The sequence below is a fragment of the Streptococcus criceti HS-6 genome, assembly GCF_000187975.2.
Taxonomy (GTDB): Bacteria; Bacillota; Bacilli; order Lactobacillales; family Streptococcaceae; genus Streptococcus; species Streptococcus criceti.
Window position 1 is genome coordinate 1,925,688 of sequence record NZ_AEUV02000002.1, and the last position, 25,487, is coordinate 1,951,174.

Annotated in this window: 21 protein-coding genes, 3 tRNA genes, 1 other RNA gene and 1 pseudogene; 5 read left to right on the plus strand and 21 right to left on the minus strand. The window is 42.5% G+C overall.

The genetic code is table 11. The features are described from left to right. Positions 1–71: 71 nt before the first annotated feature. The gene (locus STRCR_RS08950) at positions 72–3,176 is read right to left on the minus strand and encodes a DNA polymerase III subunit alpha (RefSeq protein WP_004226363.1); all 3,105 of its coding nucleotides are present in this window, start codon (positions 3,174–3,176) and stop codon (positions 72–74) included. A gap of 180 nt (positions 3,177–3,356) precedes the next feature. On the opposite strand from STRCR_RS08950, the gene STRCR_RS08955 reads away from it, so the two are divergent. From STRCR_RS08955 to STRCR_RS08965, 3 genes are read left to right on the plus strand one after another with little or no spacing between them, the layout of a single operon-like run. Next, complete coding sequence (locus tag STRCR_RS08955; RefSeq protein WP_004225702.1) at positions 3,357–3,731, plus strand: GntR family transcriptional regulator; 375 nt, start codon at positions 3,357–3,359, stop codon at positions 3,729–3,731. A gap of 15 nt (positions 3,732–3,746) precedes the next feature. Further along, complete coding sequence (locus STRCR_RS08960) at positions 3,747–4,445, plus strand: ABC transporter ATP-binding protein (RefSeq protein WP_004229739.1); 699 nt, start codon at positions 3,747–3,749, stop codon at positions 4,443–4,445. A gap of 9 nt (positions 4,446–4,454) precedes the next feature. Continuing rightward, positions 4,455–5,240, plus strand: a complete 786-nt coding sequence (locus STRCR_RS08965; protein ID WP_004228393.1) for a hypothetical protein — start codon at positions 4,455–4,457, stop codon at positions 5,238–5,240. Between the two features lie 40 nt (positions 5,241–5,280). Here the strand turns inward: STRCR_RS08965 and STRCR_RS08970 are convergent, their stop codons facing one another. Both STRCR_RS08970 and ssrA read right to left on the minus strand, forming a co-directional pair. Then, entirely contained in the window at positions 5,281–5,919 is a 639-nt protein-coding gene (locus STRCR_RS08970) for a DUF3862 domain-containing protein (RefSeq protein WP_004225854.1), read from the minus strand. A 39-nt stretch (positions 5,920–5,958) separates the two neighbouring features. Beyond that, positions 5,959–6,307, minus strand: a transfer-messenger RNA (tmRNA) gene (gene ssrA, locus STRCR_RS11815). A gap of 75 nt (positions 6,308–6,382) precedes the next feature. Between ssrA and STRCR_RS08975 the strand changes: the two genes are divergently transcribed. Beyond that, the gene (locus tag STRCR_RS08975; protein WP_004230129.1) at positions 6,383–6,985 is read left to right on the plus strand and encodes a TVP38/TMEM64 family protein; all 603 of its coding nucleotides are present in this window, start codon (positions 6,383–6,385) and stop codon (positions 6,983–6,985) included. A 213-nt stretch (positions 6,986–7,198) separates the two neighbouring features. On the opposite strand, the gene STRCR_RS08980 is transcribed toward STRCR_RS08975, so the two are convergent. From STRCR_RS08980 to parE, 11 genes are all read right to left on the minus strand, one after another. Beyond that, a tRNA-Arg gene (locus tag STRCR_RS08980) sits at positions 7,199–7,270 on the minus strand. Between the two features lie 335 nt (positions 7,271–7,605). Then, positions 7,606–8,802, minus strand: coding sequence for a 30S ribosomal protein S1 (rpsA, locus tag STRCR_RS08985; protein ID WP_004225457.1), 1,197 nt, complete (start codon positions 8,800–8,802; stop codon positions 7,606–7,608). 115 nt (positions 8,803–8,917) lie between these two features. Continuing rightward, positions 8,918–8,989: transfer RNA gene (locus tag STRCR_RS08990), tRNA-Gln, on the minus strand. Positions 8,990–9,149: 160 nt separating this feature from the next. Continuing rightward, a tRNA-Tyr gene (locus tag STRCR_RS08995) sits at positions 9,150–9,230 on the minus strand. Between the two features lie 51 nt (positions 9,231–9,281). Next, entirely contained in the window at positions 9,282–9,512 is a 231-nt protein-coding gene (locus STRCR_RS09000) for a DUF2969 domain-containing protein (protein WP_004229151.1), read from the minus strand. 172 nt (positions 9,513–9,684) lie between these two features. Then, the gene (locus STRCR_RS09005) at positions 9,685–10,707 is read right to left on the minus strand and encodes a branched-chain amino acid aminotransferase (RefSeq protein ID WP_004227632.1); all 1,023 of its coding nucleotides are present in this window, start codon (positions 10,705–10,707) and stop codon (positions 9,685–9,687) included. 419 nt (positions 10,708–11,126) lie between these two features. Next, positions 11,127–13,586, minus strand: coding sequence for a DNA topoisomerase IV subunit A (gene parC, locus STRCR_RS09010; protein ID WP_081478756.1), 2,460 nt, complete (start codon positions 13,584–13,586; stop codon positions 11,127–11,129). 578 nt (positions 13,587–14,164) lie between these two features. Further along, positions 14,165–14,707: a hypothetical protein gene (locus tag STRCR_RS11395; protein ID WP_004225882.1), complete on the minus strand. Its 543-nt coding sequence runs from the start codon at positions 14,705–14,707 to the stop codon at positions 14,165–14,167. Positions 14,708–14,772: 65 nt separating this feature from the next. Next, positions 14,773–15,036 (minus strand): hypothetical protein, encoded by a 264-nt coding sequence (locus STRCR_RS09025; RefSeq protein ID WP_004229597.1) that lies wholly within the window; start codon positions 15,034–15,036, stop codon positions 14,773–14,775. 30 nt (positions 15,037–15,066) lie between these two features. Then, positions 15,067–15,672: a protein adenylyltransferase Fic gene (gene fic, locus STRCR_RS09030; RefSeq protein ID WP_004226915.1), complete on the minus strand. Its 606-nt coding sequence runs from the start codon at positions 15,670–15,672 to the stop codon at positions 15,067–15,069. 25 nt (positions 15,673–15,697) lie between these two features. Continuing rightward, positions 15,698–17,641 carry a DNA topoisomerase IV subunit B gene (gene parE, locus STRCR_RS09035; RefSeq protein ID WP_004226938.1) on the minus strand — a complete coding sequence of 648 codons (1,944 nt, stop codon included), beginning with the start codon at positions 17,639–17,641 and terminating at the stop codon, positions 15,698–15,700. A gap of 151 nt (positions 17,642–17,792) precedes the next feature. On the opposite strand from parE, the gene plsY reads away from it, so the two are divergent. Further along, on the plus strand, positions 17,793–18,434 hold the full coding sequence (gene plsY, locus STRCR_RS09040) for a glycerol-3-phosphate 1-O-acyltransferase PlsY (protein ID WP_004225444.1): 642 nt from the start codon (positions 17,793–17,795) through the stop codon (positions 18,432–18,434). A 654-nt stretch (positions 18,435–19,088) separates the two neighbouring features. On the opposite strand, the pseudogene STRCR_RS09045 reads toward plsY, so the two are convergent. The 7 genes and pseudogenes from STRCR_RS09045 to pyrF form a co-directional block, all read right to left on the minus strand. Next, positions 19,089–21,029, minus strand: a pseudogene (locus STRCR_RS09045) (5'-nucleotidase C-terminal domain-containing protein); the annotation flags it as partial. Between the two features lie 137 nt (positions 21,030–21,166). Beyond that, entirely contained in the window at positions 21,167–22,435 is a 1,269-nt protein-coding gene (locus tag STRCR_RS09050) for a dihydroorotase (RefSeq protein ID WP_004225912.1), read from the minus strand. 17 nt (positions 22,436–22,452) lie between these two features. Continuing rightward, on the minus strand, positions 22,453–23,106 hold the full coding sequence (locus STRCR_RS09055) for a uracil-DNA glycosylase (protein ID WP_040804618.1): 654 nt from the start codon (positions 23,104–23,106) through the stop codon (positions 22,453–22,455). A 26-nt stretch (positions 23,107–23,132) separates the two neighbouring features. Then, positions 23,133–23,633 carry a YbhB/YbcL family Raf kinase inhibitor-like protein gene (locus tag STRCR_RS09060; RefSeq protein WP_004226726.1) on the minus strand — a complete coding sequence of 167 codons (501 nt, stop codon included), beginning with the start codon at positions 23,631–23,633 and terminating at the stop codon, positions 23,133–23,135. 10 nt (positions 23,634–23,643) lie between these two features. Then, positions 23,644–23,991, minus strand: a complete 348-nt coding sequence (locus STRCR_RS09065) for an MmcQ/YjbR family DNA-binding protein (RefSeq protein ID WP_004225595.1) — start codon at positions 23,989–23,991, stop codon at positions 23,644–23,646. Between the two features lie 41 nt (positions 23,992–24,032). Next, the gene (gene pyrE, locus STRCR_RS09070; RefSeq protein WP_004228975.1) at positions 24,033–24,662 is read right to left on the minus strand and encodes an orotate phosphoribosyltransferase; all 630 of its coding nucleotides are present in this window, start codon (positions 24,660–24,662) and stop codon (positions 24,033–24,035) included. A 45-nt stretch (positions 24,663–24,707) separates the two neighbouring features. Next, on the minus strand, positions 24,708–25,406 hold the full coding sequence (pyrF, locus tag STRCR_RS09075) for an orotidine-5'-phosphate decarboxylase (RefSeq protein WP_004227934.1): 699 nt from the start codon (positions 25,404–25,406) through the stop codon (positions 24,708–24,710). Positions 25,407–25,487 lie beyond the last annotated feature (81 nt).

Sequence of the window (25,487 nt, forward strand, 5' to 3'; positions counted from 1 at the left end):
ACTCCTTTATTATTTTTAACCCTTTAATTATAGCACATTCGTTTTTAAAATGCTCTTTTTTCGGAATTTTTTTAGTGATAAATCGTTTTCATGACAAAGTTTGTCAGCTCTTTTTGAAGTTTTTCCGACCTAGCTACAAAGAGCTGCTGACTCTGCATGGTTTGGTTCGTATCCTGATAGTGGAGGACGACTGGAACAGATCCTGGGTAGGCTTGTAAAATCCGGGCTATTTCTTGGTCGTAGGCATGATCAGCCAACTGAATCCAAAACTTTTCTTGGCTCACCGGTTCCAAAGACTGGAGAACCAACTGTAAATGGTCGTCCCGCTCTTGAACCCGTCCAGTCATATAATAGATTTCTCCTTCTTTGAGATAGGCCTTCCACTGTCTATAAGCCTCAGGGAAAACAGTCACGTCCAGTTTTTGCTTGGTATCTGTTAAGCTGACAAAGGCCATCTGCTCCCCTTTGGATTTTGTGCGAATTACGCGCACTGATTCAATTTGTCCCAAAACCTTGACTTGACTATTAGCAATCAACTCTTCAAACGGTCTGTAGCTTCCCTTCAACTTTTTCGCTAAGGAGACTAGCGGATGGGGACTAATACCAACGCCTAAAAGAGCGACTTCTAAATTGTACTTTTGACTGGCTGTATAATCTTCAACCTGAACCCAATTATAAGAAGATTCCGCAAAAAGACTCCCCAACTCATGAACAAAGGTGAAGAGGGATTCTAGATTTTCCTCTACTTTACGACGGTTGGGCTCGAATTGGTCAAAGAGACCGATCTGAATTAGGGGGGTAATGTAGTCTACTTTCTGATAGTTTTCTGGCAAGCGGGTCAAGAAATCTTCGATCGAATTAAAGGGACGCTGCTCAATAATCCAATAGGCTAGCTCTCTAGGAAAGCCCTTGAGATTCTTTAAGCCCATGTAGATGATGCCATCTGAAATCTTATCTCTGTAAGGAACCGTATTGATGGACAGGTTACCAACTGTGAAATCGGTTTGCAGAGCATCTGTGATGTAGTCAGCGCTGGAATAGTTGAGCATGACATCGTAAAAAATGGAAGGATAATGCGCTTTGAAATAGGCTAATTGAAAAGCTAGGGCCGAATAAGCAAAGGCGTGGCTGCGATTAAAACCATAGCCAGCAAACTTAGCCATCCGTTCAAAGAGCTCCTTGGCAGTGGACGGATTGCGTCCCAAATCCTTAGCCCCTTGCAGGAAGTCTGCTTCCATCTTCTGCATTTCTGCTTGGTTTTTCTTGGACATGGCTCGCCGTAAAAGGTCAGCCTTTCCCAATGTGAAGCCAGCAAACACTTGAGCAATCTGCATGACCTGCTCCTGATAGAGCATAATACCGTAAGTCCCTTCTAAAATAGGAGCGACCAAGGGATCTATCAGATCAACCGCTTCTTTACCGTATTTACGGTTGATAAAGTTCTCGGTGTAATCACTGGCTCCTGGTCGATTAAGGCTGGTCGTAGCAACGATCTCTTCAAATTTAGCTGGTTTAATTCGCTTCAAGAGATTGATAGCTCCAGCTTGTTCAAACTGAAAGATTCCCTTGGTCTTGCCAGCAGCAAAAAGGGCTAGGGTATCAGGATCTTCTAAATCAATGCTCTTGATATCCAACTGCATCCCTTGTTCTTCTGCTAACTTTTCGGCCATTCGTTGAACGAAGGTCAGATTGCGCAGACCTAGGAAGTCCATTTTCAAAAGGCCATTAGCTTCAACTGCTCCCGCATCGTACTGGGTAATCATCATGTCTTCGCCGGCCTTGAGCGGAATATGGTCGGTCAAGTCATCATCACTCATGACAATTCCAGCTGCATGAATGGAGGTCTGACGAGGCAGCCCCTCAATTCTCTTAGCGATGGTGAAAGCTTTTTGATACTCCAGCTTGCTGTTAATAATCTGCCGGAAAGACAGATTATTTTCGTAAGCAGAATTCAGATCATCGCGGAAACTAATCTTACGAGTGATGTTGGTCAATTCATATTCAGCTGCTCCGAAACGCTTGAAAACATCCCGAATAGCCTGTTTAGCACCAAAGGTTGAAAAGGTTACGATCTGAGCTGAATGACGGCTACCATAGCGATCTCTGACATAGCGGAGAAATTCCGTCCGATAAACATCAGGAAGGTCGATATCAATATCCGGCATGGAATAACGTTCTTCATTAAGAAAACGTTCAAAGAGCAGATTGTTTTTAATAGGATCAATGCCTGTAATATCAAGAGCAAAGGCTACCAAGCTTCCTGCAGCGGAACCTCGGCCCATTCCCATATAGTAGTGACGAGAACGGCCAAAACGCAAAAGATCCCAAACAATCAGAAAATAATCATCAAAGCCCATCTTATGGATAATCCCTAATTCCTTATCCAGACGCTCTTGATAAGCCGTACCAAATAGCCCTTTCTCTTTTAGTCCTGCTTCTGCTCGCTCTCGCAACTCGACTACAGCCTCTTTATCGCGATTAAAACGGGGTAATTTTAGCTCATGATCAAACTGATAAGAAACCGAATTTAAAATTTTCTCTAAATTTTCCAAAGACTCTGGAAAACGTTCTTGAAAAAGCTGCTCCATCTCGATGCGGGAATAAAGCTGCTGGTGAGCCTTGGGCGGCTGAACCTCCTTCAGAGGGAGATTGTCTGAAATAGCATGGAGAACCTGCAAGCTTTCTCGTTCTTCTTCGGAAAAATAGCGAACCGTCTGCAAGGGTAAAATGGGCTTGGAATAAGCCTGCTGAGGACTGTCCAAAGAAACCCCAATATAGTAATCAAATGGCAGTTGCAGGTCCTCAAGATCGGCAAAATAAGGAACTAGAATAGCCAGTCCTTGCTGATAACTTGGTAAATCTTCCAAGGTTAGGCCATCACTCATTTTTAGCGTAGAAAGCTTGAGAAGATTTTTATAACCTTGAGTATTGAGAGCAAAAAGGAGTAAACTGAGGCTTTCGTCATCCCGATGGAAGGTTAGCTCAATTCCCAGAACAGGCTGTAAGCCCTCTTTTTTTGCCTCTACAGCAAAGTGATAGGCTGCATAGAGGTTGTCTTGGTCCGCAATACCAAGGTGACTATAACCCAAGTCTTTAGCCTTTTGCACATAAGATTTGAGATCAATCAGACTATCCATAAAACTATATACTGTCTTAGTATCTAAAGGGGCAAACATCTGTAGTCCTTTCTTTCGTTTTAACTTGCTACTATTATACTATGAAATGCATCATTTATCCTACTTAAAGCCCTAAAAACGGCTAATTATAGGCTGTTAAAAGAGCTTTCAGCTTGAATTTTTAACAGAAATACTGTATCATTTACCTATGACAATTATTAAATTTAGAAGGGGGATACTATGGCTTGGACCTTTGACGAAAAATCACCAATCTATTTGCAAATTGCAAAAAATATTAAAATCAAAATCGTTAGCCAGGAAATGAAACAGGGCGAGCAATTGCCAACTGTTCGTGACTATGCCCAAGAAGCTGGGGTCAATCCCAACACCATGCAACGAGCTTTTACCGAATTAGAGCGAGAAGGAATAGTCTTCTCACGGCGAACTGCGGGACGTTTTGTAACTGAAGACGCCGATTTAATTGAAGAAAAGCGCGCAGAATTAGCTCAGGATGAGATTGCTAATTTCATGTTAAATATGGAAAATATCGGTTTTTCTGATCGAGAAATTTTGGCGGAAATCGATAGTTATCTTAAACAGAACTCAGTAAATTAGAAAGAGAGCGTAAGCATGGAGAAATTATTACAAGTCCATCATGTTTCAAAATCTTATGGCAAGCAAGCAGCCTTAGACGACGTGAGTTTAACAATTTCCAGTGGGAAAATCGTTGGTCTGCTTGGTCCTAATGGATCTGGTAAAACAACTCTAATTAAACTCATCAATGGCCTTTTAAAACAGTCCAGCGGTGAAATTGTCGTAGATGGTTTTCATCCATCCATCAGCAGTAAAAGAATTGTTTCTTATCTGCCAGACACCAGCTACCTCAATGAAACTATGACCGTAAATCAAGCTTTGAATCTTTTTCAAGACTTCTATCAAGACTTTGATACTGATAAGGCTCAGGCTCTGCTCAACGATTTACACATTGATGCCAAAGAAAGAATCAAAAACTTATCTAAGGGGACTAAAGAAAAGGTTCAACTCATCTTGGTCATGAGTCGTCAGGCTAAACTTTATGTGCTGGATGAACCAATCGGCGGTGTTGACCCTGCAGCGCGCGACTATATTCTGCGTACTATTATCAACAATTATTCAGAGGAGGCATCAGTAATCATTTCCACCCACTTGATTACCGATGTTGAACAAATACTGGATGATGTGATCTTCCTAAAAGACGGTAAGGTTCTTCTGGAAGGCAATAGTGATGACATTCGCTTTGAACACGGAAAATCTATCGACGCTCTCTTTAGAGAAATGTTTCAGAGTTAGGAGGTTCCCATGTTTGGTAAATTAGTTAAATATGAATTTAAGGCTATCGGTCACTGGTACCTAGCCCTAAATGGCTTGATTTTGCTTGCCAGTTTGGTCTTGAGCTTCTATGCTTCCTATATTAGCCACCACTACGCTCTTTTTGAAAGTGGCGGTTTTCTGGCTCTAATCTTTATTTTGGTTATCTTAGCCTTCATCAGCTTGATTGTCGGTCAATTAATTGCAACCCTGATTTTAATTATTAGACGCTTCTACAGTAATCTCTTTGGTCGGGAGGGATATCTCAGTTTGACCTTACCAGTTAAGGAAAGTCAGCTGATTTCTTCAAAACTCTTGGTTGCCATAACTCTAACCATTGGGAATTGTATAGTGATTGCTCTTTCCCTAGGGCTGATCTACAGTTTTGTTAATCATCAGGATACTTCGGCTTTTTATAGATTTTTTAAATCAATCTCTCCAAATGTCACCGTTGCAACTATCAGAAGTGGTGTTCTACTCTCCTTAGTCAGCGCTATCATCAATTGGACCTCTAATATCCTCTTGATATATGCGTCTATCACTATTGGTCAGCTCTTCCGCAACCATCGAGTTTTGATGGCCTTTGTTTGCTACTTTGTCATTGAGGGTGTCTTGACGTTTATCAGTAGTTTTCTTCAACTCGCAACTGGTAGTAAAGATATTCTTACAGATTACAATACGCGGCTGATTGTTGGTAGTATCATTGATGCTGCTCTCGCTCTTGTTTGGTATCTAACCAGCCATTACATTATTAAAAATAAAGTGGATATCCAATAACTCCACAGTAAAAAGGCCTCGCAGAGGCCTTTTTTATAACTTATTTAGCTGTACCTAGACCAGTTTGTTCCTTGTCGGTCAATTTACCATTAGTAAAGTTCAGAATCATTTGACCATCTTTTTGCCCTTTAGCGAGCTTGAGATTACTGGACCAGACTGCCTGCAACTCAGTCTTATCTGAAGACGCTGCTTCTGATAGGCTGTCGGGGGCCCCATATTTCGCTACCATATCCGAATAGGCATAGCCAGTCTTCAGATTTTGATAATCTTTAGCTGAAAAGTTGGCAGAACGATGGTAAGAATAGCCTTTAATCGAACGAACCAGCGTACTATCGTTAAAGAGCTTGACTTCAACAGTAATACTGCCAATATTCCAAGTATAGACATCTAGAGTGATATTCCCTGATGAAGGTTTTTCTTGCTTATGAGCCTTAGGCTCACCGAAATACTGTTTCAACTGAGCTAAATTCGTGCCTCCGGTAAAGTCATTATCAGCTTTGCCCAAGCTTACCTTATCAAAGTTCTTCCGAACACTATCATGATTATCAGAGCTCTGCAACGTAGAAGATGACAGAGATAAGGACGACGATGTTGGTTTATCATCATTACTTGACTTGTGGCAAGCCACTAAAACCATAATCGCCAGAAGACTCATGAGACCTGTGATGACTTTTTTCATCGTAAAAAATCCTTCCCTTTATCCGAAAATAGAAATTTCCTATGGAGCCGGTGGGAGTCGAACCCACGTCCAAACACCTGCTAACTTATTCGTCTACAACCATAGGTTATGTATTGGTTTAACAAGACCTCGACACATAACTCAAGCCCAAATCTTGCGAGTCAGTAAATCTCTTTTAGGCTGACCTGACTGCAACCTAATGTAGCTTGCTGATTTTAAGACTAATAGGCAAACACAAGCAATCTGCTATTAGTCACACAGGCTGGTGTTTAGGCAGCTACTGCGTAAGAATTTGTATTTTTTGCAGTTATATTTAACTGGCATTTTGACATCTGCCGATGGGTTGCAAAACAAGCCTCATAATGCCTGTCGAATCCGTAACGACCCCTAAACATTACTTGGGACATTATAACAAATCCAGTTAAAAATAGCAAAAATAAGTGAATTAGGGTATAATCAAGCCATGTATGAATTTTTCAAGAAAGCCATTAAATGGCTGGGCTGGTTAGTCTTAATTGTCAGTGCTATTCTAGTTATCTGGCTCTTTAAAGATGGAACACTGAGTGATTTTGAGCGTTTTAAAACCTGGGTTGCTCAATACAAGATACTCTCCCCCTTGATTTTTACACTTATTCAAATTATTCAAGTGGTTTTACCCATCATTCCCGGTGGGGTCACAACTATTGTTGGTTTTGCTGTCTTTGGTTTCTGGCAGGGCCTTCTTTACAATTCTATCGGTATTATCATCGGTAGTATTATCCTCTTTGATTTGGTTCAAAGTTTTGGCCGTAAATTTATTCTTCTTTTCGTTAAAGAGGAGACTTTTAAGAAGTACGAAGCTAAGCTGGAAAGTCCCGGATACGAACGCTTTTTTATCTTCTGTATGATTTCCCCTGTCTCTCCAGCTGACCTCATGGTCATGGTCACTGGCCTGACCAATATGTCCTTGAAAAAATTCACCATGATCATGATCTGGACCAAGCCCATTTCCGTTATCGGCTACAACCTGATTTGGGAGCTTGGCGGTAAATGGGCCTATTACCTTTTTGGCTTTACTAAGAAATAGTCACAGAGACTGGACAAAAATTCGGCCAGTTTTCCTGTTTTGGAACAAACTCTTAGCGCAGCTCATCAGGTGCTTTAGCACCAATCACCAATGAACTGTGCAGGAGAAAGACTTGTTGGCAGAGCCAACAAGTCTTTCTCCCAACCACTGCGTCTAGCAAATAAAATCGACCAAATAAATAAGGCTGAGAACTTTTGTCTCAGCCTCTTTCTCTCCACTCTGAGGGAATCGAACCCCCATCTCAAGAACCGGAATCTTACGTGATATCCATTACACTAAGAGTGGCAACAGATAGTATTATATCATGTTCGATGAGATTTTGCTATAGGAAATAATAAGATTTTAGATAGTGTTAATTCTCAAAGTAAGTTCTAGGCAGCCGTACAATCTGGGCAATTAGCCCGAGATGTTTTCCTAGCTAATTCTTTCCTACTAACAATTTCCACTACTTGTGGAACAGGACTCACTCTAAGAATTCGGTGAGTCTATCAGGCTCTTTGAAATATGAAAAAGATTCGACTATTTCTGATGTAAAAATCGCTGTCTGTTCAAAACAAGATTTTGGATAATATCTATCATCGTTTGTAGCCACAAAAAAACAGCCCGTAGGCTGTTTTTTCTTACAATTCGATATCTCCAAAGAGATCTGCCATTGAGAAACCTGTTTGAGTTTCTGGCAATTCGTAATCGCGTTTTTCACGTTTTTGACGACGTGGACGTGATTGACGTTTTTCTCCTTGGCCTTCAGCATCAGCAGGACGTTCCTGAAGAGCTTTGATTGACAATGATACACGCTCGGCATCAGCATCAACTGACAAAACTTTCACTTGAACTTCTTGACCTACTGAAAGGACATCTTTTGGATTTTCAACACGTTTGTGAGAAATTTGTGAAATGTGAACAAGTCCATCAATACCAGGGAGAACTTCAACAAAAGCACCGAAATCAGTCAAACGTTTTACTTTACCGTCGATAACATCCCCAGCAGCTAATTTTTGTTCAACACCATCCCATGGTCCAGGGGTTGTAGCTTTCAATGAAAGTGAGATACGCCCTGCTTCTTCATCAATAGCAAGAACTTTAACATCAATTTCATCACCAACAGAAACAACTGACTTAGGTGATACATTACGTTCATGAGACAACTCAGTCACGTGAACAAGTCCATCAACACCGCCAAGGTCGACAAAAGCACCAAAGCTAGTTAAACGAGCTACTTTACCTTTTACAACTGAACCAACTTCAAGCTTAGAGAAGATTTCTTGACGAGCCGCTGCATTCTTTTCTTCCACAACTTCACGACGTGAAAGAATGAAGCGATTTTCAGCTGGATCAACTTCTTTGATTTTAGCTTCAATATCTTGACCAACAAATTGTTCAGTATTACGAACAAAACGAGTATCAAGCATTGAAGCCGGGATAAATCCACGAAGTCCTTCAAATTCTACTGACAGTCCACCTTTAACAGCACGAGTTCCTTTAACCGTTACGACTTCACCTTCACGACCGACAAGTTTATCCCAAGCTTTACGTGCTTCCAAGCGTTTTTTAGAGACAAGATAGGTAACGGTATCTGTGTCTTTGCCAACAACTTGACGAAGGACAAGAACTTCAATTTTATCACCAGATTTAACAAAGTCGTTAATGTCAGCTTCACGGTCGTTAGTCAATTCACGAAGAGTTAAAACACCTTCGATACCAGTACCTTCTATAATTACGTTTGCTTGACCATTATCAACTGTCAAAACTTCAGCAGTGACAACGTCACCAGGGTTAACTTCGCTAACACTGTTTAGCAAATCTTCAAATTCATTCATTCTAAAAAAACCTCCAGCAAGAACTGATCTAACCAGTCCTTGACAACACTATATTTTCTTAAGGCAACCCGCAAGGACATCTTGGCGGTTTAAGGACTAACCTCGTAACCTCAGACTGGGGTAGCTGGATTCGAACCAACGCATGAGGGAGTCAAAGTCCCTTGCCTTACCGCTTGGCTATACCCCAAAAGCAAATAACTTAATACTCAGGACAAGCTAGAGAACTAAGCTGAACACGACTTAAAATCCTAGTGAAAAAGATAAATTTCCTAGCGTTATATCTAACGCTTCGTCAGTTTTCTAATTTCATACGGATTTTTAAACTGTCTTTGTATCCTGAATATGGATGGAAGGGGAGGGATTCGAACCCCCGAACCCGAAGGAGCGGATTTACAGTCCGCCGCGTTTAGCCTCTTCGCTACCCTTCCGTGCAACTAGGGTTCATTCTAACATAAAGGAACCCTTAATGTCAACAGTTTTTAGTGATTTAGGTTGTAACTTTCGATGATTGATTCTATTGCCTGATCTAAGGTTTTATAGGAATCTTTGAGTCCTTCTTTTTCAACAGTCGTAAACTGACCATCTACTTCTACGATTTGACCGACGGTACGTTTCCCAATGGTCAATTCGTAGCCGGCCAACCACTTGCCTGAAACAAGGACTTGAGCATCCGCTAACTGGATTTCAATTTTTTTATCTTTTTTTGCCATGGTTTACTTCCTTATTTTGATTAAATTTCCTTTTCATTTTACAAAAAATCGTGATGGCATGCAAGGTGAAATGCTATTTATTTTTAACTAGTAGTTTTTCATTGCATCTTAGCCAAAAGAAAACTCCCTGCAAGACTAAAACTTTCAGGAAGTTGATTAGGTATATAAGCTTTTAATCGACCTTATAAATCCAGCCTTCTGGGCCTTCGACATCACCAAATTGAATACCAGTCAAGAGGTCGTAAAGCTTACGAGTGATAGGTCCTACTTCTGTTTCGCTGTAAAAGACATGGAAATTATCACCGTGTTGAACACCACCGATTGGGGAGATAACTGCCGCGGTACCGCAAGCACCGGCTTCTTTGAAGCGATCCAAATCATCAATAAAGACATCACCTTGAACGGGCTTGAGACCAAGATTATGTTCTGCCAAATAAAGCAAGGAGTATTTAGTGATAGATGGCAGGATAGATGGACTGAGCGGCGTTACAAATTCATCATCCTTGCTGATACCGAAGAAGTTTGCTGACCCCACTTCTTCAATCTTCGTGTGGGTAGCGGGGTCCAGATAGATAACATCTGAAAAGCCTGTATTGTGAGCAATGTCACCAGGCATAAGACTGGCTGCATAATTACCACCAACCTTAGCAGCGCCTGTACCATGAGGAGCAGCTCGGTCATAGTCGTCTTGAATCAAGAAGTTAGTTGGCTGTAAGCCACCTTTGAAATAGTTACCAACCGGCATAGCAAATACTGTAAAAATATATTCATCAGCTGGGTGTACCCCGATAACATCGCCGACCCCAATCAAAAGAGGACGCAGATAAAGGGTGGCTCCTGTGCCGTAAGGCGGTACATAGTCTTCATTAGCCTTAACAACTTGCTTACAAGCATCAATAAACTTATCAGTCGGTACTTGTGGCATCAAGAGACGGTCAGCTGTTCGTTGCAGGCGGGCCGCATTTTGGTCAGGACGAAAAAGTTGAACGGAACCATCTTTGGTGCGATAAGCCTTCAATCCTTCAAAAGCTTGTTGACCATAATGCAAAGCCGGAGAGCTTTCAGAAATATGCAGCGTGGCATCTTCCGTCAGTTTACCTTCATCCCATTTACCATCCTTGTAATAAGAAAGGTAGCGATAAGGAAGTTTGTGATACTCGAAACCCAAGTTTTCCCAATCTAAATCAACTGTCATAAATCAATCCCTCTTTCTAACAGGTAATGTGATTCTATTGTAGTCCTTTTTAGTTGCTTTTTCAAGGCTTTTGTGGAAAAATTCAGAAAATTTGGTTAATAGGAAGAGCTACTCATTTTCAAGCAATTCCTTTTTGTTATTGGTTACTGACAAACTCTCCTGATTCTGTGCCTACTGCTTTGGAAAATCTGATAGTGATGAACTAACTCTTCCAATGCTTTTTTGGGGGGCTAGCCTAACGATAATAACCTCATAAGATTTTCAAAAGTTTTTTGTAAATTTGGCGATTTATCTATAGTTTGTATCAAGCAATCATAATCACTAATCTTTTCTGCTTAGTATCAGTTACTTATTATAGTTGGCAATGAGCCCAATAAAAAAAAAGCTAGATAATGGGCTTATCTAACTTCATAGAATGTCTATTTCACTTCTGCTCTATAGACTCCTTCATCTGAGATGGTATCTGAAATGAAACTGCCGTTGCTAGTACGCTCAGATAGACCTAGGTCAACCAAGTTAACTTGTTCAATCTTACCGGTCTTAGACATAACTTCCAAAATCTGTTGGTCATTAGATTCTTGGACTTCTGTGCTGAAGAGGTCAAGGTCTTGGGTATTGGCATCTGACAGGACTGGCCCCGCTAGGAAGATACGGTGAGGTTTGGACTTGAGTTCTCTGAGAACTTGCAGACCACGCCCTGCCCGCTTGGCTAGCGGAATGTCATCCAGAGCCATCCGCTTGAGACTGCCGCGTTGAGTCAGAATAAAGAAGGATTTAGTATTGGCAATAAATGCTGCCTTAACGGTATCACCATCTTTAAGGTTGATAGCCTTGACTCCTGCTGCTTTAGCACCAACAACAGGGACTTCTTCAATAGAGAAGTGCAGGGCATAGCCTTTTTCAGTGATTATCATGACCTGATCCAGCTTGATTGGGGCAATGGTAACAACCTGATCTTCTTCACCTTTGAGTTTGGCATATTTAACTGATTTGGTTTTATAGCTCCGCCATGGCTGGAACTCAGTCCGATCCACTCGCTTGATTTGCCCTTGCTTAGTCACTGCAAAGTAGGTCTCAGGGATGAAGTCATCAATGATTTCGGCGTAGAGTACCTCTTCATCGGTCGTAAAATTTGTTACCGTTTGTGAGAGGTGCTCACCGATATCTTTCCAGCGAATATCAGTCAGTTCATGAATCGGTCGGTAAATGACATTGCCAAGATTGGTAAAAATCAGCAGGTGCTGGGTTGTCTTGGCCGGCGCAATGATAACGACTCGATCGTCATCCCGCTTGCCTAGTTCTTCAGGTGTAGACGCATTGTAGGAACGCGGGCTGGTTCGTTTGACATAGCCGCTGCGAGTTAAGCTGACATAGGTATCTTCTTCGACAATTAGGCTGGCTGTATCAATTTCAATCGCTTGTGCTTGGGCCTGCAGTTCTGAACGACGAGGGTTGCCAAATTTCTTTTTAACCTCACGGAGTTCACGTTTCATGAGATTATACATGGTCCGTTCGTCACCGATGATCGCCTTAAGGGTGGCAATTTGCTCCCGCAGAGCTGCATCTTCCTCTTCCAAAGTGACGATGTCAGTATTGGTCAGACGATAGAGTTGCAAGGTTACAATAGCTTCAGCTTGCTCCTCGGTAAAGTCATAAGAGACCTTAAGGTTTTCCTTAGCATCCGCCTTATTTTCCGAAGCCCGAATCAAGGCAATCACTTCATCCAGAATAGAGAGAACCCTAATCAGTCCTTCTACAATATGGAGACGCTTTTCAGCCTTCTGCTTATCGAATTTAGAGCGGGCTACGATAATATCTCGCCGGTGGGCAATATAACTAGTCAGAATTGGAATAATCCCAACTTGTCTTGGCGTGAAATTGTCAATAGCCACCATGTTAAAGTTATAATTAATTTGCAGGTCGGTATATTTGAGCAGGTAGTTAAGAATCGCTTGACTATCCGCATCCTTCTTAAGCTCAATGGCAATACGTAAACCATCGCGGTCAGATTCGTCCCGCACTTCGGCGATGCCAGGTACTTTATTGTTGATACGAACATCGTCAATCTTCTTAACCAGCAGGGCCTTGTTGACATCATAAGGAATCTCGGTAACAATAATTTGCTCTTTGCCACCCTTGAGAGGTTCAATCTCTGTACGCGAACGCACAACCACACGCCCTTTACCAGTTTCATAAGCTTTACGAATTTCGTCAGCTCCTTGGATAATGGCCCCAGTCGGCAGATCTGGTCCAGGCATGAATTCCATGAGTTTATCAACCGTAGCCTTAGGATGGTCAATCATATAGATAACTGCATCAATGACCTCAGCTAGATTGTGGGGGGGAATATCCGTCGCATAACCAGCCGAAATACCGGTTGCTCCATTGACCAAAAGGTTAGGAAAGGCAGCCGGCAGGACTGTCGGTTCTTTCTCTGTATCGTCAAAGTTCCATGCCCAAGGCACGGTATCCTTGTCGATGTCTTGAAGGAGGTAGCCGGCAATCTCTGACAGGCGAGCCTCCGTATACCGCATAGCGGCCGGCGGGTCACCATCCATGGAACCATTGTTCCCGTGCATTTCTACCAAGATCTCACGGTTCTTCCAGTCTTGAGACATGCGCACCATGGCATCATAAATGGATGAATCCCCGTGCGGGTGAAAGTTCCCCATGATATTACCGACCGACTTGGCAGACTTACGGTAACCCTTGTCATGGGTATTGCCATCCTTGTTCATAGAATAAAGGATACGGCGCTGTACTGGCTTCAAACCATCGCGAATATCAGGCAGAGCCCGCTCTTGAATAATGTATTTAGAGTAGCGCCCAAAGCGCTCTCCCATGATGTCCTCAAGGGACATGTTTTGAATGTTTGACATAATTAAGATACAAAGCCCGTAAAAAAGACAAAGTCAAAATAGGAAATCGGCAGAAAATCAAGATTTTCTAGACGATTTATCTCTTTGACACAGTCTTTAGGGCGTGTTCAGTTGCTTCTACTAGCTGAACATTCCTTTCTTTGTTTCTTTGGTTTCTTCTCCTAGCCGGAGTGGCTTATTAAATATTATTTTTCTTAGTCTTCGAAAATGCAAGCGAAAAGGTGTCAGTACACTTCCATTATAAATCTTTGAGAACTGGGTCTCAAAGACTACTATTAGCTACTTATCTTTATTCCAAAATAATCCGATTATGACAAGGAATATCACTAACAAAACTGCTAAAACATTAGTTTGGAACGATATATTAAATTTTTGATCGATATCACTATAAAGGTTAACTGCAACCATACTCATAGCAAGAATCACAATACAGCCATTTATTAATTTTGTTCCTATTGTCATGGCGTTATTTTCCTCACTTTTCTCATTAGGTTGTACATATTTTTTTATCTACTGAAAAATTGTTTGTTCCACTTCCTTTATCATTCTCTTTTAAGATAGTAACCTCTAATTTCATATTAATTTTTTCCCATCATTTGTTCATTAAGTTTTTCAATTAGATCCTTTTCATCATTACTTTCCACGGTCTTACATATTCTATCCACCTTCTCATAAGTTTCACGAATAAAATCCCGTTGTTTAGACCGATTATTATGATTTTTGAATATCCTTAATGAGGATATCATCGAAGCATTAAATTCCCAATGATTTTTCAGTAAACACCTAATAAAAACTCTCACAATTTCTTGTTCCTGATATGACAAGGAAGCTTTTCTCTTGAAATATTTCAATCCAAGATAATCACAATAATAAATCATGATATTGGATATCCAGTCAAAAGTGTTTTTTTGCATACCTTTAATTGGATCATAACGCAAGGCTGTTCTTAGAGTCTGAACTTCTTTAAGTGTAATCTCCGGAGCAGAAGCAGCGTCAAACAATTTTGAACGCCATTTAGAATCACCATCCAAAGAGCGTCTATAGTCAGTGTAGGCAACAATTAACGTTAAGAAACCTACGACTACCGCCCCTATTAAACCACTTGTTATATTATCATTCATATTTTCACTTTCTATCATAAATGAAATAATTTCGAGCAAAAACACCTACGATGACTTCTACCTTTTCATTGAAGAACTTTTTTACTAATGAAAAGTGTTAGATTAAAACACCGTCTGTTCTTCCCTTGATATTCTGATAATAATTTTATATTGTCCTCAAGTCTTTTCTGACGCTCATCGATTTCTTTAGTATCTTTTTTTGAAACCCAATAAGCAAAAATCATTGGGGCAATAATAGAAATTACCCCTAACAAAATTTGAATTACATTTGAAATCCAATCAGTTGAGTCTATAGCCTTTGTAAGTTCTATAATCCATTCGTGCTTCATTCTGCCTCCTATAAATTATCCTAGAAAAACTCACAATTCCTCTGTTCGATAAAGGCGATAGCCTTCGTAATCATAACTGTGGTCAACACCTTTCATGTACAATTCACGGTTATTGATGTCACCAGCCAGAGCTTGTTTTAAGACATACTTGATTTCAATATCTCGGATTGGGCTTCGCTCCATTCCCAATAAATAATCTTCTTTATCCACTTTTGACCAATCGATAACATAACCAAGTTCATGTTTCAACAAATGGTCCAGCCAAAGACGCATGCTCCGCCCATTTCCTTCTCGGAAAGGGTGGGCGATGTTCATCTCAACGTATTTTTCAACAATATGATCAAAACTATCTTGTGGCATTTTCTCAATCGTTTCAAGCGATCCCTTCAAATGTAACAAGGGGGCAAATCGAAAACCGCCTTTAGCCAAGTCAACAGCACGTAATTTCCCTGCAAAACCATAAAGATCTTCAAATAAAAATTTATGAATAAAGGCTAAGGTTTTGTAAGTTCCCGCCTTCTTATCAGCCAATAATTCTTCTTCAAATAGGCGTTTTGCCTTCTCTTTACTGATTTTTTCCTCAGCTTTTGAAAGCTCAAGAGAATCTGTCAGGCCTAATTTATTCTCTAAAACCATAGAATTTCCTCCGAGACATCAAGAGTTAAAACACCGTACTTTCTTCCAAGGTAAACTTGACATTATCCTCAATCCATTGGCGGCGTGGGGCAGGTTTGTCTCCCATGAGGACGGAGACACGGCGTTCGGCACGGGCTAGGTCTTCGATAGTTACACGAATCAGGGTGCGATTGTCAGGATCCATGGTTGTTTCCCAGAGCTGGTCAGCATTCATCTCGCCCAGCCCCTTGTAGCGCTGAAGAACTGAGCCTTTACCAAATTTCTGACGGAGCTCCTCCAGCTCACCATCCGTCCAGGCGTATGCTACCTGCTCCTTCTTACCCTTGCCCTTGGACATTTTATAGAGGGGCGGCAGAGCAATATAGACATGCCCTGCTTCGACTAGAGGACGCATGTAACGGTAGAAAAAGGTCAAAAGCAAGGTTTGGATATGGGCACCATCGGTATCCGCATCAGTCATGATGATAATCTTATCATAGTTGATGTCATTAAGATTGAAGTCCGGTCCAACGCCAGCACCAATCGTGTAAATCATGGTATTGATCTCCTCATTCTTGAGGATATCGGGCATCTTGGCTTTTTCTGTATTAAGCACCTTCCCCCTCAGTGGTAGAATAGCTTGGAACTTGCGGTCACGTCCCTGCTTAGCTGATCCGCCGGCTGAATCTCCTTCGACTAGGTAGAGTTCATTTTTCTTAGAATTTCTAGATTGAGCAGGGGTCAGTTTTCCTGAAAGAAGCCCCTTATCCTTTTTATTTTTCTTACCATTACGGCTTTCATCTCGGGCCTTGCGAGCTGCTTCACGGGCGTCACGCGCTTTGATTGCCTTACGAACCAAACTGGAGGCCAGCTCACCATTTTCCATAAGGAAGAAGGTTAACTGATCTGAAACCAAGCTATCAACAACAGGGCGAGCCAGAGGACTGCCCAGCTTGTCCTTGGTTTGCCCTTCAAACTGCAGATGTTCCTCAGGAACCAGAATAGATAAGACGGCAGAGAGGCCTTCGCGGTAATCTGAACCTTCCAGATTTTTGTCCTTATCCTTGAGCAGGCCTGTCTTTCTGGCATAATCATTCATGGCCTTTGTGATGGCTGTTTTTAGTCCTGTCTCATGAGTTCCTCCGTCCTTGGTGCGGACATTATTAACAAAAGATAAAATATTATCTGAAAAGCCATCGTTGTACTGCATGGCGACCTGAACTTGGAAGCCTTGGTCTTCTCCTTCAAAATAGATAACGGGGGTCAGGGTTTCCTTATCTTCATTGAGATAGGAAACAAAATCCTGTACGCCATTTTCATAATGAAATTCAGCTGCTTCATCTGTGCGTTCGTCCTTGAGGACCAGAGTCACTTCCTTGAGTAGGAAGGCTGATTCCTTGAGCCGCTCAGAAATGGTATTAAATTTGAAATCAGTTGTTGAAAAAATGGTATCATCAGGCTTAAAGGTGACCTTGGTGCCTGACTTGGACTTCGGTGCCGTTCCGATTTTTTCTAAGGTAGTAACGGGTTTGCCCCCATTTTCAAAGCGTTGCTTGTAAACAGCTCCGTCACGGGTAATCTCAACTTCCAGCCAGCTGGACAGGGCATTGACAACAGAAGATCCGACCCCGTGCAGACCGCCAGAAGTCTTGTACCCGCCTTGGCCGAATTTACCCCCGGCATGGAGCACGGTAAAAATGACCTCGACTGTAGGCTTGCCTGTAGCATGCATGCCAGTCGGCATCCCCCGACCACTATCGGTCACGCTGACCGAACCGTCTTGATGAAGGATCACTTCAATGCGATCCCCAAAACCAGACAGGGCTTCATCGACAGCATTATCGACAATCTCCCAAACTAGGTGGTGGAGGCCCGTTCCATCGGTCGAGCCGATATACATCCCAGGACGTTTGCGGACTGCATCCAACCCTTCTAGTACCTGAATGGCATCATCATTATAATTAGTAATTGAAATTTCTTTTTTAGTCAACGTTGACCTCCCAATTATTCATCCCTCTTATATTACAAGTTTTTGAGGGAATTTGCAAAAAAATTTAGCCGCAAGGCTCTAATTACGCTTTTTGGTAGGCTTTCTTCCAAGAAAGCTGTCATCAGGTCTTAATTTTTGATATAATGATAGCATGGAATCTATTATTTTTATCGTCATTGCCTACCTCATGGGCTCTATTCCCTCGGGGCTTTGGATTGGTAAGATTTTCTACCACAAAAATATTCGCGAATATGGCAGCGGAAATACTGGGACGACCAATACCTTCCGTGTATTGGGAAAAACAGCTGGAACAGTTACCTTTTTGATTGATATGCTCAAGGGTACCTTGGCTGTCCTTCTGCCTATCTGGTGCGGGGCAGCTACTATTTCTCCCCTCATCATTGGTTTCTTCGCCGTTATAGGGCATACTTTTCCTATCTTTGCCAGCTTCAAGGGAGGCAAGGCAGTCGCCACCAGTGCCGGTGTTCTCTTGGGCTTCAGCCCCCTTTACTGTCTCTTCCTACTGGCCATCTTCTTCACAATCCTCTTCTTAACCAGTATGATTTCTTTTTCGAGTATCGCCGTTTCTTTACTCGGACTGGTGACTCTCTTCACTTTTCCTGCTATCCACTTCATCCTGCCGAGCTACGACTGGCTCTTTACTCTGGTCGTCTCTTGTTTGGCCTTGATCATTATTACACGACACAAGGATAATATGGTGCGCATTAGAAATAAGGAAGAAAGTTTAGTTCCCTTCGGATTAAATCTGACCCACCAACACCCTAAAAAATAAGTCTAGTATTAGCGCAAAAAGGGCATCCAGCAAGGATGTCCTTTTTATTTATTCTACTTATTTACGTCTACGGACTCGCAAGTGGTCTGCAACGGCGCCAGCTGCAATGATGGTCACACCAACAACACTGACCAAAATTTCGTTAAAGCGATTATTCGTAGCAACATCAGTCCTTGTTCCACTAGGACGTGAACTGGCCTCTAGGTTGGAATCGGCTGGGCCAGTTCCTGATTGTCCACCAGAATTTGAACCGGAACCACCAGCATTGCCAGCAGCCGGAGAACTAACATCTGGCAGATCAACCTTACCAGAAGCTGGTTTATTGCCCTCTATAGCAGCGTTATCTGATTGCGACTTTGGGTCATCCTTAGCCTTTTTTAAGTCATCAAGAGTCTTGTTGATCTCTAGCTGTTTGTCCATTTCTTTGATGGTATCGGAAATAGAATCAGCTTTAGACTGAACAAGGTCTTTATCGGTCTTATTTTTATCAGGCAATCCTGCTAAATCTGCTGTTTCGTCCTTTTTTGGAATGGAAAGTTGATTGCTTGGATCAGGCTTCCCGTTTGAACCGCGATTTGGTGCGGGGGCAGGCTTAGGTTTCAGAGGGGATAGCTTTGGAATACGGTGAGGCTGTCTAATGTGCCGCTTAATCCAATCCTTGTCATAGTAATGAGTTGCAGAAATGGAAATTACTCGATCATTGGGAGTAACTTCCTTATACTGTGACAAATCTACATCTGATTTGAGATAATCCGTAAAGACTTGATCCATAGATGGTCCTTCTTCGCGAGGGCCGCCCAGCATGCTGTAATCATCTCCGCCAGCTGCTAAGAAATCATTAGTAGCTAAATAATAGGTTTTTGACAAGTCCAATGCCAGATAGCTGTCGCTCTCTGGATCCCAGATTTGGATACCTAGGATGCGTTGATCAGCTGCTAAGTTAGTATCGTAATAGACACGAGCACCTGCTACTTGTAAGAATCCGCCACTGGGCTCTAAAAGAGGATTATCGGCTTCATCTAAGATTGGCTGACCTGACGAATCGAGCTGAGTAATTGAACCAAGCGAAGTCTTGAACATATCAAGGATATTCTGACCAGTCACTTTAATTTGAGCTACACTGTTGCCAAAAGGCAAGACAGCTGTGATATCCCCTTTGGTAATTGGCTGATCTTGCTTAATGGTCTCCCGCAGTCCTCCTCCGTTAGTAGCTGCTAAGTTAGACTTATGCTTAAAACCTGTTTGACCGTAGGCTAGAAGCGAGTCAGCAACAGCATCGCCAAGATTAGTTTGCCGCACTCGAACATTCATACGGTCGCCATTTAACTCAACAGGGCTGTTTGCTCTAACAACCTTTGAACTTTCTGCCAAGTATTTAGCCTGAATTCTTTCAAGCAGACCGGCAACAGCTGGATCGGGTGTAACAGTCATCGCTTGCTCAGCTGTGATGACCCCTGCAGACAGGACACGCTCAGAATTCAGCGTAATATGTCCAACGTTGTTGAGATAACTGCCAGTTTGATTGTAAGTAACATTCCCATCATTTAAGTGCAAGACCGTGTGAGAGTGCCCATCAATTAAGATGACATTTTTACCTTTTAACAATTTATTGTTAGCTAAGGCGTGAGCTAAGCTATCGCCTCGCCATTCTTTCTTGGTTGTTGCATCAACGCCAAGGTGACTTAAAATCACATAATTGTGGTACTGTTTTCCTTCTGCCCGGGCCTGAGCCTCAGTTTGAGCAATAACATTATTAACTTCCGTGATTGGATCAGCAAAAGTTACCCCTTTAATGTTATTGGGATGAGTTTTGGTAGCTGTCTCAGGCGTCGTAACTCCAATAACAACGAATTCATCGCCATCTTGATTTGGAGTTTTATCAATAATCGTTGACGGTGCAAAGAGTCGAGCGCCATTAACATAGATATTGGAACTGATGATAGGAAACTGCAACTTCTCCTTGAGACGTTTCAATTGGTAGAGGCCAAAATCAAACTCATGATTACCCACAGTCATGGCATCATAGCCGATAGTGTTCATGACATCAGCCATAGCCTCTCCCTGACTGCTGTTAGAAATTGGTAAGCCTTGGAAGGCATCTCCTGCATCAAAAACAAGTGTTTCACCCTGCTGGCGAGATTTTTTTACAATATTGGCTAGCTTGGCATCGCCAATAACACCATTCTTATCATCTTCGACCAGTCGTCCGTGGACATCATTGGTATGAATAATCGTGATGTCCGAATCAGACTTTGACGCAGTTTCAACAGCTATTTCTGTAGCGCTAGCTTTGGGGGTGATTGGAGTTTCTTGTTCTTGTTTATTTTGAGTGTTCGCCTCAGAAGCTAGGAGCTCAGTCGTTAGATTTTTTTCATTCGACTTGGCCGCAATCGTCTTTTCAGAGGTTGCCTCCGGTCCGGCTGCAGGTTCTTCAATGCCTGTTGCTTGCCCCGAATTTGCTAACTGGATAGAGTCCGCCTGAGCATCTGCCTGCTTAGCAGCATTTGCCTCGTCAGCATATACTTTATTGGATAAAATTGCTGTCGAGAATAAGAGGGCAGATAAGGTTGGGATTAAGATTGTTTGCTTGCGCATGAAGAACTCCAAAATAAATTTATTACTACTCATTATACAATAAATAGTGATAAATTTAAATGAGACTGTTCAGAAAAAATAACTTTTTAAGTTAGAAAAAGACTAGATGATGCTGATAACTCCTAGTCTTTTCACGATTATGCTTGATAAATAATTTGACCATCGCAGATAGTATACTTAACCACACCTTTGAGAGTCTCTCCGATGAAGGGCGAATTTGAGGCCTTGGAAGCGAACTGATCCGAAATCAGACGATCTTCCTTATCCGCAAATATCAGAATGTCGGCTGGACCATTTTCAGCCAGATAGCCAGCATTAAAATCATACATAGCTGCTGGATTGCTGGTCATCTTGGCCAAAAGGTCCATAAGACTCAAATCACCAGTCTCTACTAAGTTCGTTAATCCCAGCGAAAGCGAGGTTTCCAGCCCAGTCATGCCTGAGGGCGCCTTGGTTATATCTTCAACGTTTTTTTCGTCCTTATGATGAGGGGCATGATCAGTCGCAATGACTGAAATCACTCCCGATTTGAGTCCGTCAATCACAGCTAGGCGATCGCTTTCCGTCCGCAAAGGCGGGTTCATCTTGGCATTGGCTCCCTTGACTAAAAGGAGGTCTTCTGTCTTAGAGAAGTGCTGGGGAGCTGCTTCTGCTGTTACAGGAGCCCCCAGTTCTTGGGCAAATTTAACAACTTGGACAGATTCAGCTTTTGATAAGTGCTGGATATGAAGAGGCGCTTTTGTTGCATGAGCAATCATAACATCACGCGCAATCATGCTATATTCAGCCACACCTGTTGCTCCGCAGAAACCAAACTTCTCACGGGCGATAGTTTCGTTGAAACCAAGAATACCATTGAGTTCTGGATCTTCTTCATGCAGGGCAATGAAAGTGTTATTCTCCTTGGCCAATTCTAGGGCTTCTTTGACCACCTTGCTACTTTTCAGAGGAATCCCATCATCCGAGAAGGAAACAGCTCCTGCCTCTAAAAGAGCTTTAAAGTCCGTCAGATTCTGCCCGTCAAAACTTTTGGTAATCGTAGCGTTGGTGTAGATATGGATGTTCTCCTTAGCCGCACTGGTCAAAACTTCCTTGAGGGTAGGAAGATCCGAAATGGTTGGATTGGTATTGGCCATCATAACCACCGTCGTTACCCCTCCTGCTGCTGCAGCTAGAGCTCCAGTATGAATATCTTCTTTGTGAGTTTGACCGGGTTCGCGGAAATGGACGTGAATATCAACTAGCCCTGGGGCCACCACTAGACCAGTCGCATCAATAACCTGTGCATCTGCTACATCAATAGCTTCAGCTATTTTGACAATTTTATCACCATCCACCAAGATATCACAAATCTTATCGAATTGCGTTTTGGGATCCATCACTCGGCCATTTTTAACTAATAACATGCTTTACGTCCTCCCTTTCATCGAAGCCAGTCTACCGGTTCAATTCCATCTGCCTTCAAAAACTCATTAGCTCTAGAAAACGGCTGCGAGCCAAAGAAACCACGATTAGCCGACAGCGGGCTAGGATGAGGAGACTCGATAATATGATGAATGGGATTGCTAATCAAAGCCTTCTTCTTGCGGGCAAAACCACCCCAGAGGATAAAGACAACTGGATTGTTCTGTTCGTTGACAACCTTGATAATCGCATCTGTAAAGGGTTCCCAAATCCGGCCTTGGTGACCGTTAGCTTGACCAGCTGGTACTGTCAAGCAAGCATTGAGCAAGAGTACACCCTGCTTAGCCCAAGGCGTCAAATCGTGATGGTCACGCAAACCAACATCCTGTGCTAACTCTTTGAGAATATTCTGCAGAGACGGTGGGGCTGGGATGTCCTCAGGAACTGAAAACGATAGACCCTGAGCCTGCTTGGGACCATGGTAGGGATCCTGACCAATAATAACCACTTTAACCTTTTCCAAAGGTGTCGTTTGAATGGCATTAAAAACTTTTTCCCGCGGCGGATAGACGACACCTTGAGCGTAAACCTGATCCATAAAGGCATTGATTTTTCCAAAATAATGTTCGGGTAACTGAGCTTTAATCAGCTCATGCCAGCTTGAATGTTCCATAGGTAGCATCCTTTCTTAGCTCAAAATCAGACTTTACCGACCAAATCAATCTCAGCTTCGGCCAAGATATGACCTTCAACGACATGCATAAGCTCGTTAAGGTAGAACCCACGCTCAAGTGCAAGCTCAGTATCCAGAGCATAAACTTTTAGCGTATAAAGGTGATCTTTATCTGGCGGGTAAGGCCCGATGTAATTATCTTCAATAGCCGAAAAATCTGTTGATAAAAATTTGCTGACAAGACTGTTTTTGCCATGAAGGTGCTGGCTGTCTGTTCGGGAAAAATCTGCCTCAATCACAGTCTTAGCAGCAGGAACATTAGCAACTGTCCAATGAATATAGGCAAAACCGCAGACTGGAATGGAATCATAATCGACAAAAGACCAAGCAAAGGTCTTAGTCCCTGCGGGTACATCTTCTATGGAAAAAGGGAAGGATACGACAGCATTTCCCAATTCAAGTTCATTAGTGTGCTTGCTATAACGATCTGGGATAATTTTATTTTCAAAAGGAACTGTAATTTTCATCATTAACCTCCTAACGTGTTAAACGGCTGCTTTCCAGTACCATAGCCTCAAGTTCAGGTTCGCTCAGCTCAGTTTCATTGACTAAAACGCTGAGCCAGTGCTTTTTATTCATGTGATAAGCTGGGATAACGCCCTTGGTATCCATCATCATCTCTACCTGTTCGGGTTGGAGTTTGAGGTTGAGCAGCAGTTTTCCGTCTTTTTGTGTCACCAGCGCCAACATTTTTTGATTGCGGCGATGCCGAATGACCGGTGTATCCTTACTTTTCTCACGTGTAAAGGGATAAGCCTCTTCGGCTCCAGTCAGATCGACCAGCCAATCCAGCAGTTCCCGCTTGGTGAAATTGCCAAAAGCCATTGAAACCTCCTATTACTTTTCTCTTTCTTACAGCGACAGAATCAATCCTGCCAGGTTTCTTGATTCTCTTTGAATTTTTTCAGCAGTTGTAGACCATCGGCATTGATATAGCTTTGAACCTTGGCTACCTTGATGAGTTCAGAATAGTTGGACAGGGTTACCAATTTAACTCCTGCATCAGCAAAGTTTTTATCAGCCTTGAGCAACTCATAGGTGAAAATGGCTGCTACACCAAGAACATCGGCTCCTTCGCGCTCAGCAGCTGCGACAGCTTCTAATACAGAGCCACCAGTTGAAATCAGATCCTCAATAATGACCATCTTTTCACCCTTGGCAACCCGACCTTCGATTTGGTTTCCCGCACCATGGTCTTTGGGTTTGCTGCGGATATAAGCAAAAGGCAGATTCATCTTGTCCGCAATAATAGCTCCGTGAGGAATCCCAGCTGTCGCTGTTCCGGCGATCACTTCAACCTCTGGAAAAGCTTCCTTGATTTTTTCAACAAAGCCATTTTCAATCAAAGTGCGGGTTTCAGGATAGGAGAGAGTGATACGGTTGTCTGTATAGATTGGGGATTTAATGCCTGAAGCCCAAGTGAATGGCTCCTCAGGCTTGAGGTAAACCGCCTTGATATCTAGTAAATCTGATGCAATTTGTGATGCTAATGTCATAAAGTTTCTCCGTTCTAAATTGGGGATTAGGTTAGCTTGTCAGTTTTAGGCTTGAGCATTCCACTCAGCTTTAATAGCTTGATAGGCTGCGACAGGCTCCTCAGCTTGAGTAATAGGCCGTCCAACCACGATGTAGTCAGAACCAATTCTGTAGGCATCAGCTGGGGTCATCACCCGCTTTTGATCACCGACACTTGAACCAGCGGGCCTGATGCCCGGGGTCAAGCAGATAAAGTCTTCAGAGGTTACTGCCTTAATTTTAGCCACTTCATGAGCTGAGCAGACCACGCCGTCTAAACCAGCTTCTTGCGTCTTCTGGGCATAATGCAAGACCGACTCTTCCAGACTGGTCTGAATATTTTGGAAGTCTCTCATCTGCTCCTCAGATGTAGACGTCAGCTGAGTCACAGCAATCAATTTAGGACCCTTTCCTAAACCTTCTCTGGCAGCTTTCATCATTTCAACACCACCAGCTGCATGGACATTAGTCATATCCACACCAAGCTTAGCTAAAACTGCCATGGCAGACTTGACCGTATTGGGAATATCATGCAATTTCAAATCCAAAAAGACGGAATGTCCCAGTGATTTGACATAAGAAACAATCTCAGGGCCTGCCCCGTAGTAAAGTTCCATACCAATCTTGACATAGAGCTTTTCTTCCTGAGGGAAACGGTCTAAAAATTCTTTGACCGCTTCAAAGGAAGGAAAATCTAGAGCGACGATAGGGCGTGATTCTCTCATAACTGTTTTAAATATCCTTTCTATTGGCAGATAAATAGAAGACTTGTTTGGCAGCAAATTTCTGTTTTTGATAAGCGCCAA

Coding starts and splice junctions, on each gene's coding strand:
- STRCR_RS08970 (WP_004225854.1), bottom strand. CDS start 5,919: ATGAAAAAAGTCATCACAGGTCTCATGAGTCTTCTGGCGATTATGGTT.
- STRCR_RS08950 (WP_004226363.1), bottom strand. CDS start 3,176: ATGTTTGCCCCTTTAGATACTAAGACAGTATATAGTTTTATGGATAGT.
- STRCR_RS08955 (WP_004225702.1), top strand. CDS start 3,357: ATGGCTTGGACCTTTGACGAAAAATCACCAATCTATTTGCAAATTGCA.
- STRCR_RS08975 (WP_004230129.1), top strand. CDS start 6,383: ATGTATGAATTTTTCAAGAAAGCCATTAAATGGCTGGGCTGGTTAGTC.
- STRCR_RS09005 (WP_004227632.1), bottom strand. CDS start 10,707: ATGACAGTTGATTTAGATTGGGAAAACTTGGGTTTCGAGTATCACAAA.
- pyrF (WP_004227934.1), bottom strand. CDS start 25,406: ATGAGAGAATCACGCCCTATCGTCGCTCTAGATTTTCCTTCCTTTGAA.
- STRCR_RS11395 (WP_004225882.1), bottom strand. CDS start 14,707: ATGAATGATAATATAACAAGTGGTTTAATAGGGGCGGTAGTCGTAGGT.
- plsY (WP_004225444.1), top strand. CDS start 17,793: ATGGAATCTATTATTTTTATCGTCATTGCCTACCTCATGGGCTCTATT.
- STRCR_RS08965 (WP_004228393.1), top strand. CDS start 4,455: ATGTTTGGTAAATTAGTTAAATATGAATTTAAGGCTATCGGTCACTGG.
- STRCR_RS09055 (WP_040804618.1), bottom strand. CDS start 23,106: ATGGAACATTCAAGCTGGCATGAGCTGATTAAAGCTCAGTTACCCGAA.
- rpsA (WP_004225457.1), bottom strand. CDS start 8,802: ATGAATGAATTTGAAGATTTGCTAAACAGTGTTAGCGAAGTTAACCCT.
- pyrE (WP_004228975.1), bottom strand. CDS start 24,662: ATGACATTAGCATCACAAATTGCATCAGATTTACTAGATATCAAGGCG.
- STRCR_RS09065 (WP_004225595.1), bottom strand. CDS start 23,991: ATGGCTTTTGGCAATTTCACCAAGCGGGAACTGCTGGATTGGCTGGTC.
- STRCR_RS09050 (WP_004225912.1), bottom strand. CDS start 22,435: ATGTTATTAGTTAAAAATGGCCGAGTGATGGATCCCAAAACGCAATTC.
- STRCR_RS08960 (WP_004229739.1), top strand. CDS start 3,747: ATGGAGAAATTATTACAAGTCCATCATGTTTCAAAATCTTATGGCAAG.
- STRCR_RS09000 (WP_004229151.1), bottom strand. CDS start 9,512: ATGGCAAAAAAAGATAAAAAAATTGAAATCCAGTTAGCGGATGCTCAA.
- STRCR_RS09060 (WP_004226726.1), bottom strand. CDS start 23,633: ATGAAAATTACAGTTCCTTTTGAAAATAAAATTATCCCAGATCGTTAT.
- STRCR_RS09025 (WP_004229597.1), bottom strand. CDS start 15,036: ATGAAGCACGAATGGATTATAGAACTTACAAAGGCTATAGACTCAACT.
- parC (WP_081478756.1), bottom strand. CDS start 13,586: ATGTCAAACATTCAAAACATGTCCCTTGAGGACATCATGGGAGAGCGC.
- fic (WP_004226915.1), bottom strand. CDS start 15,672: ATGGTTTTAGAGAATAAATTAGGCCTGACAGATTCTCTTGAGCTTTCA.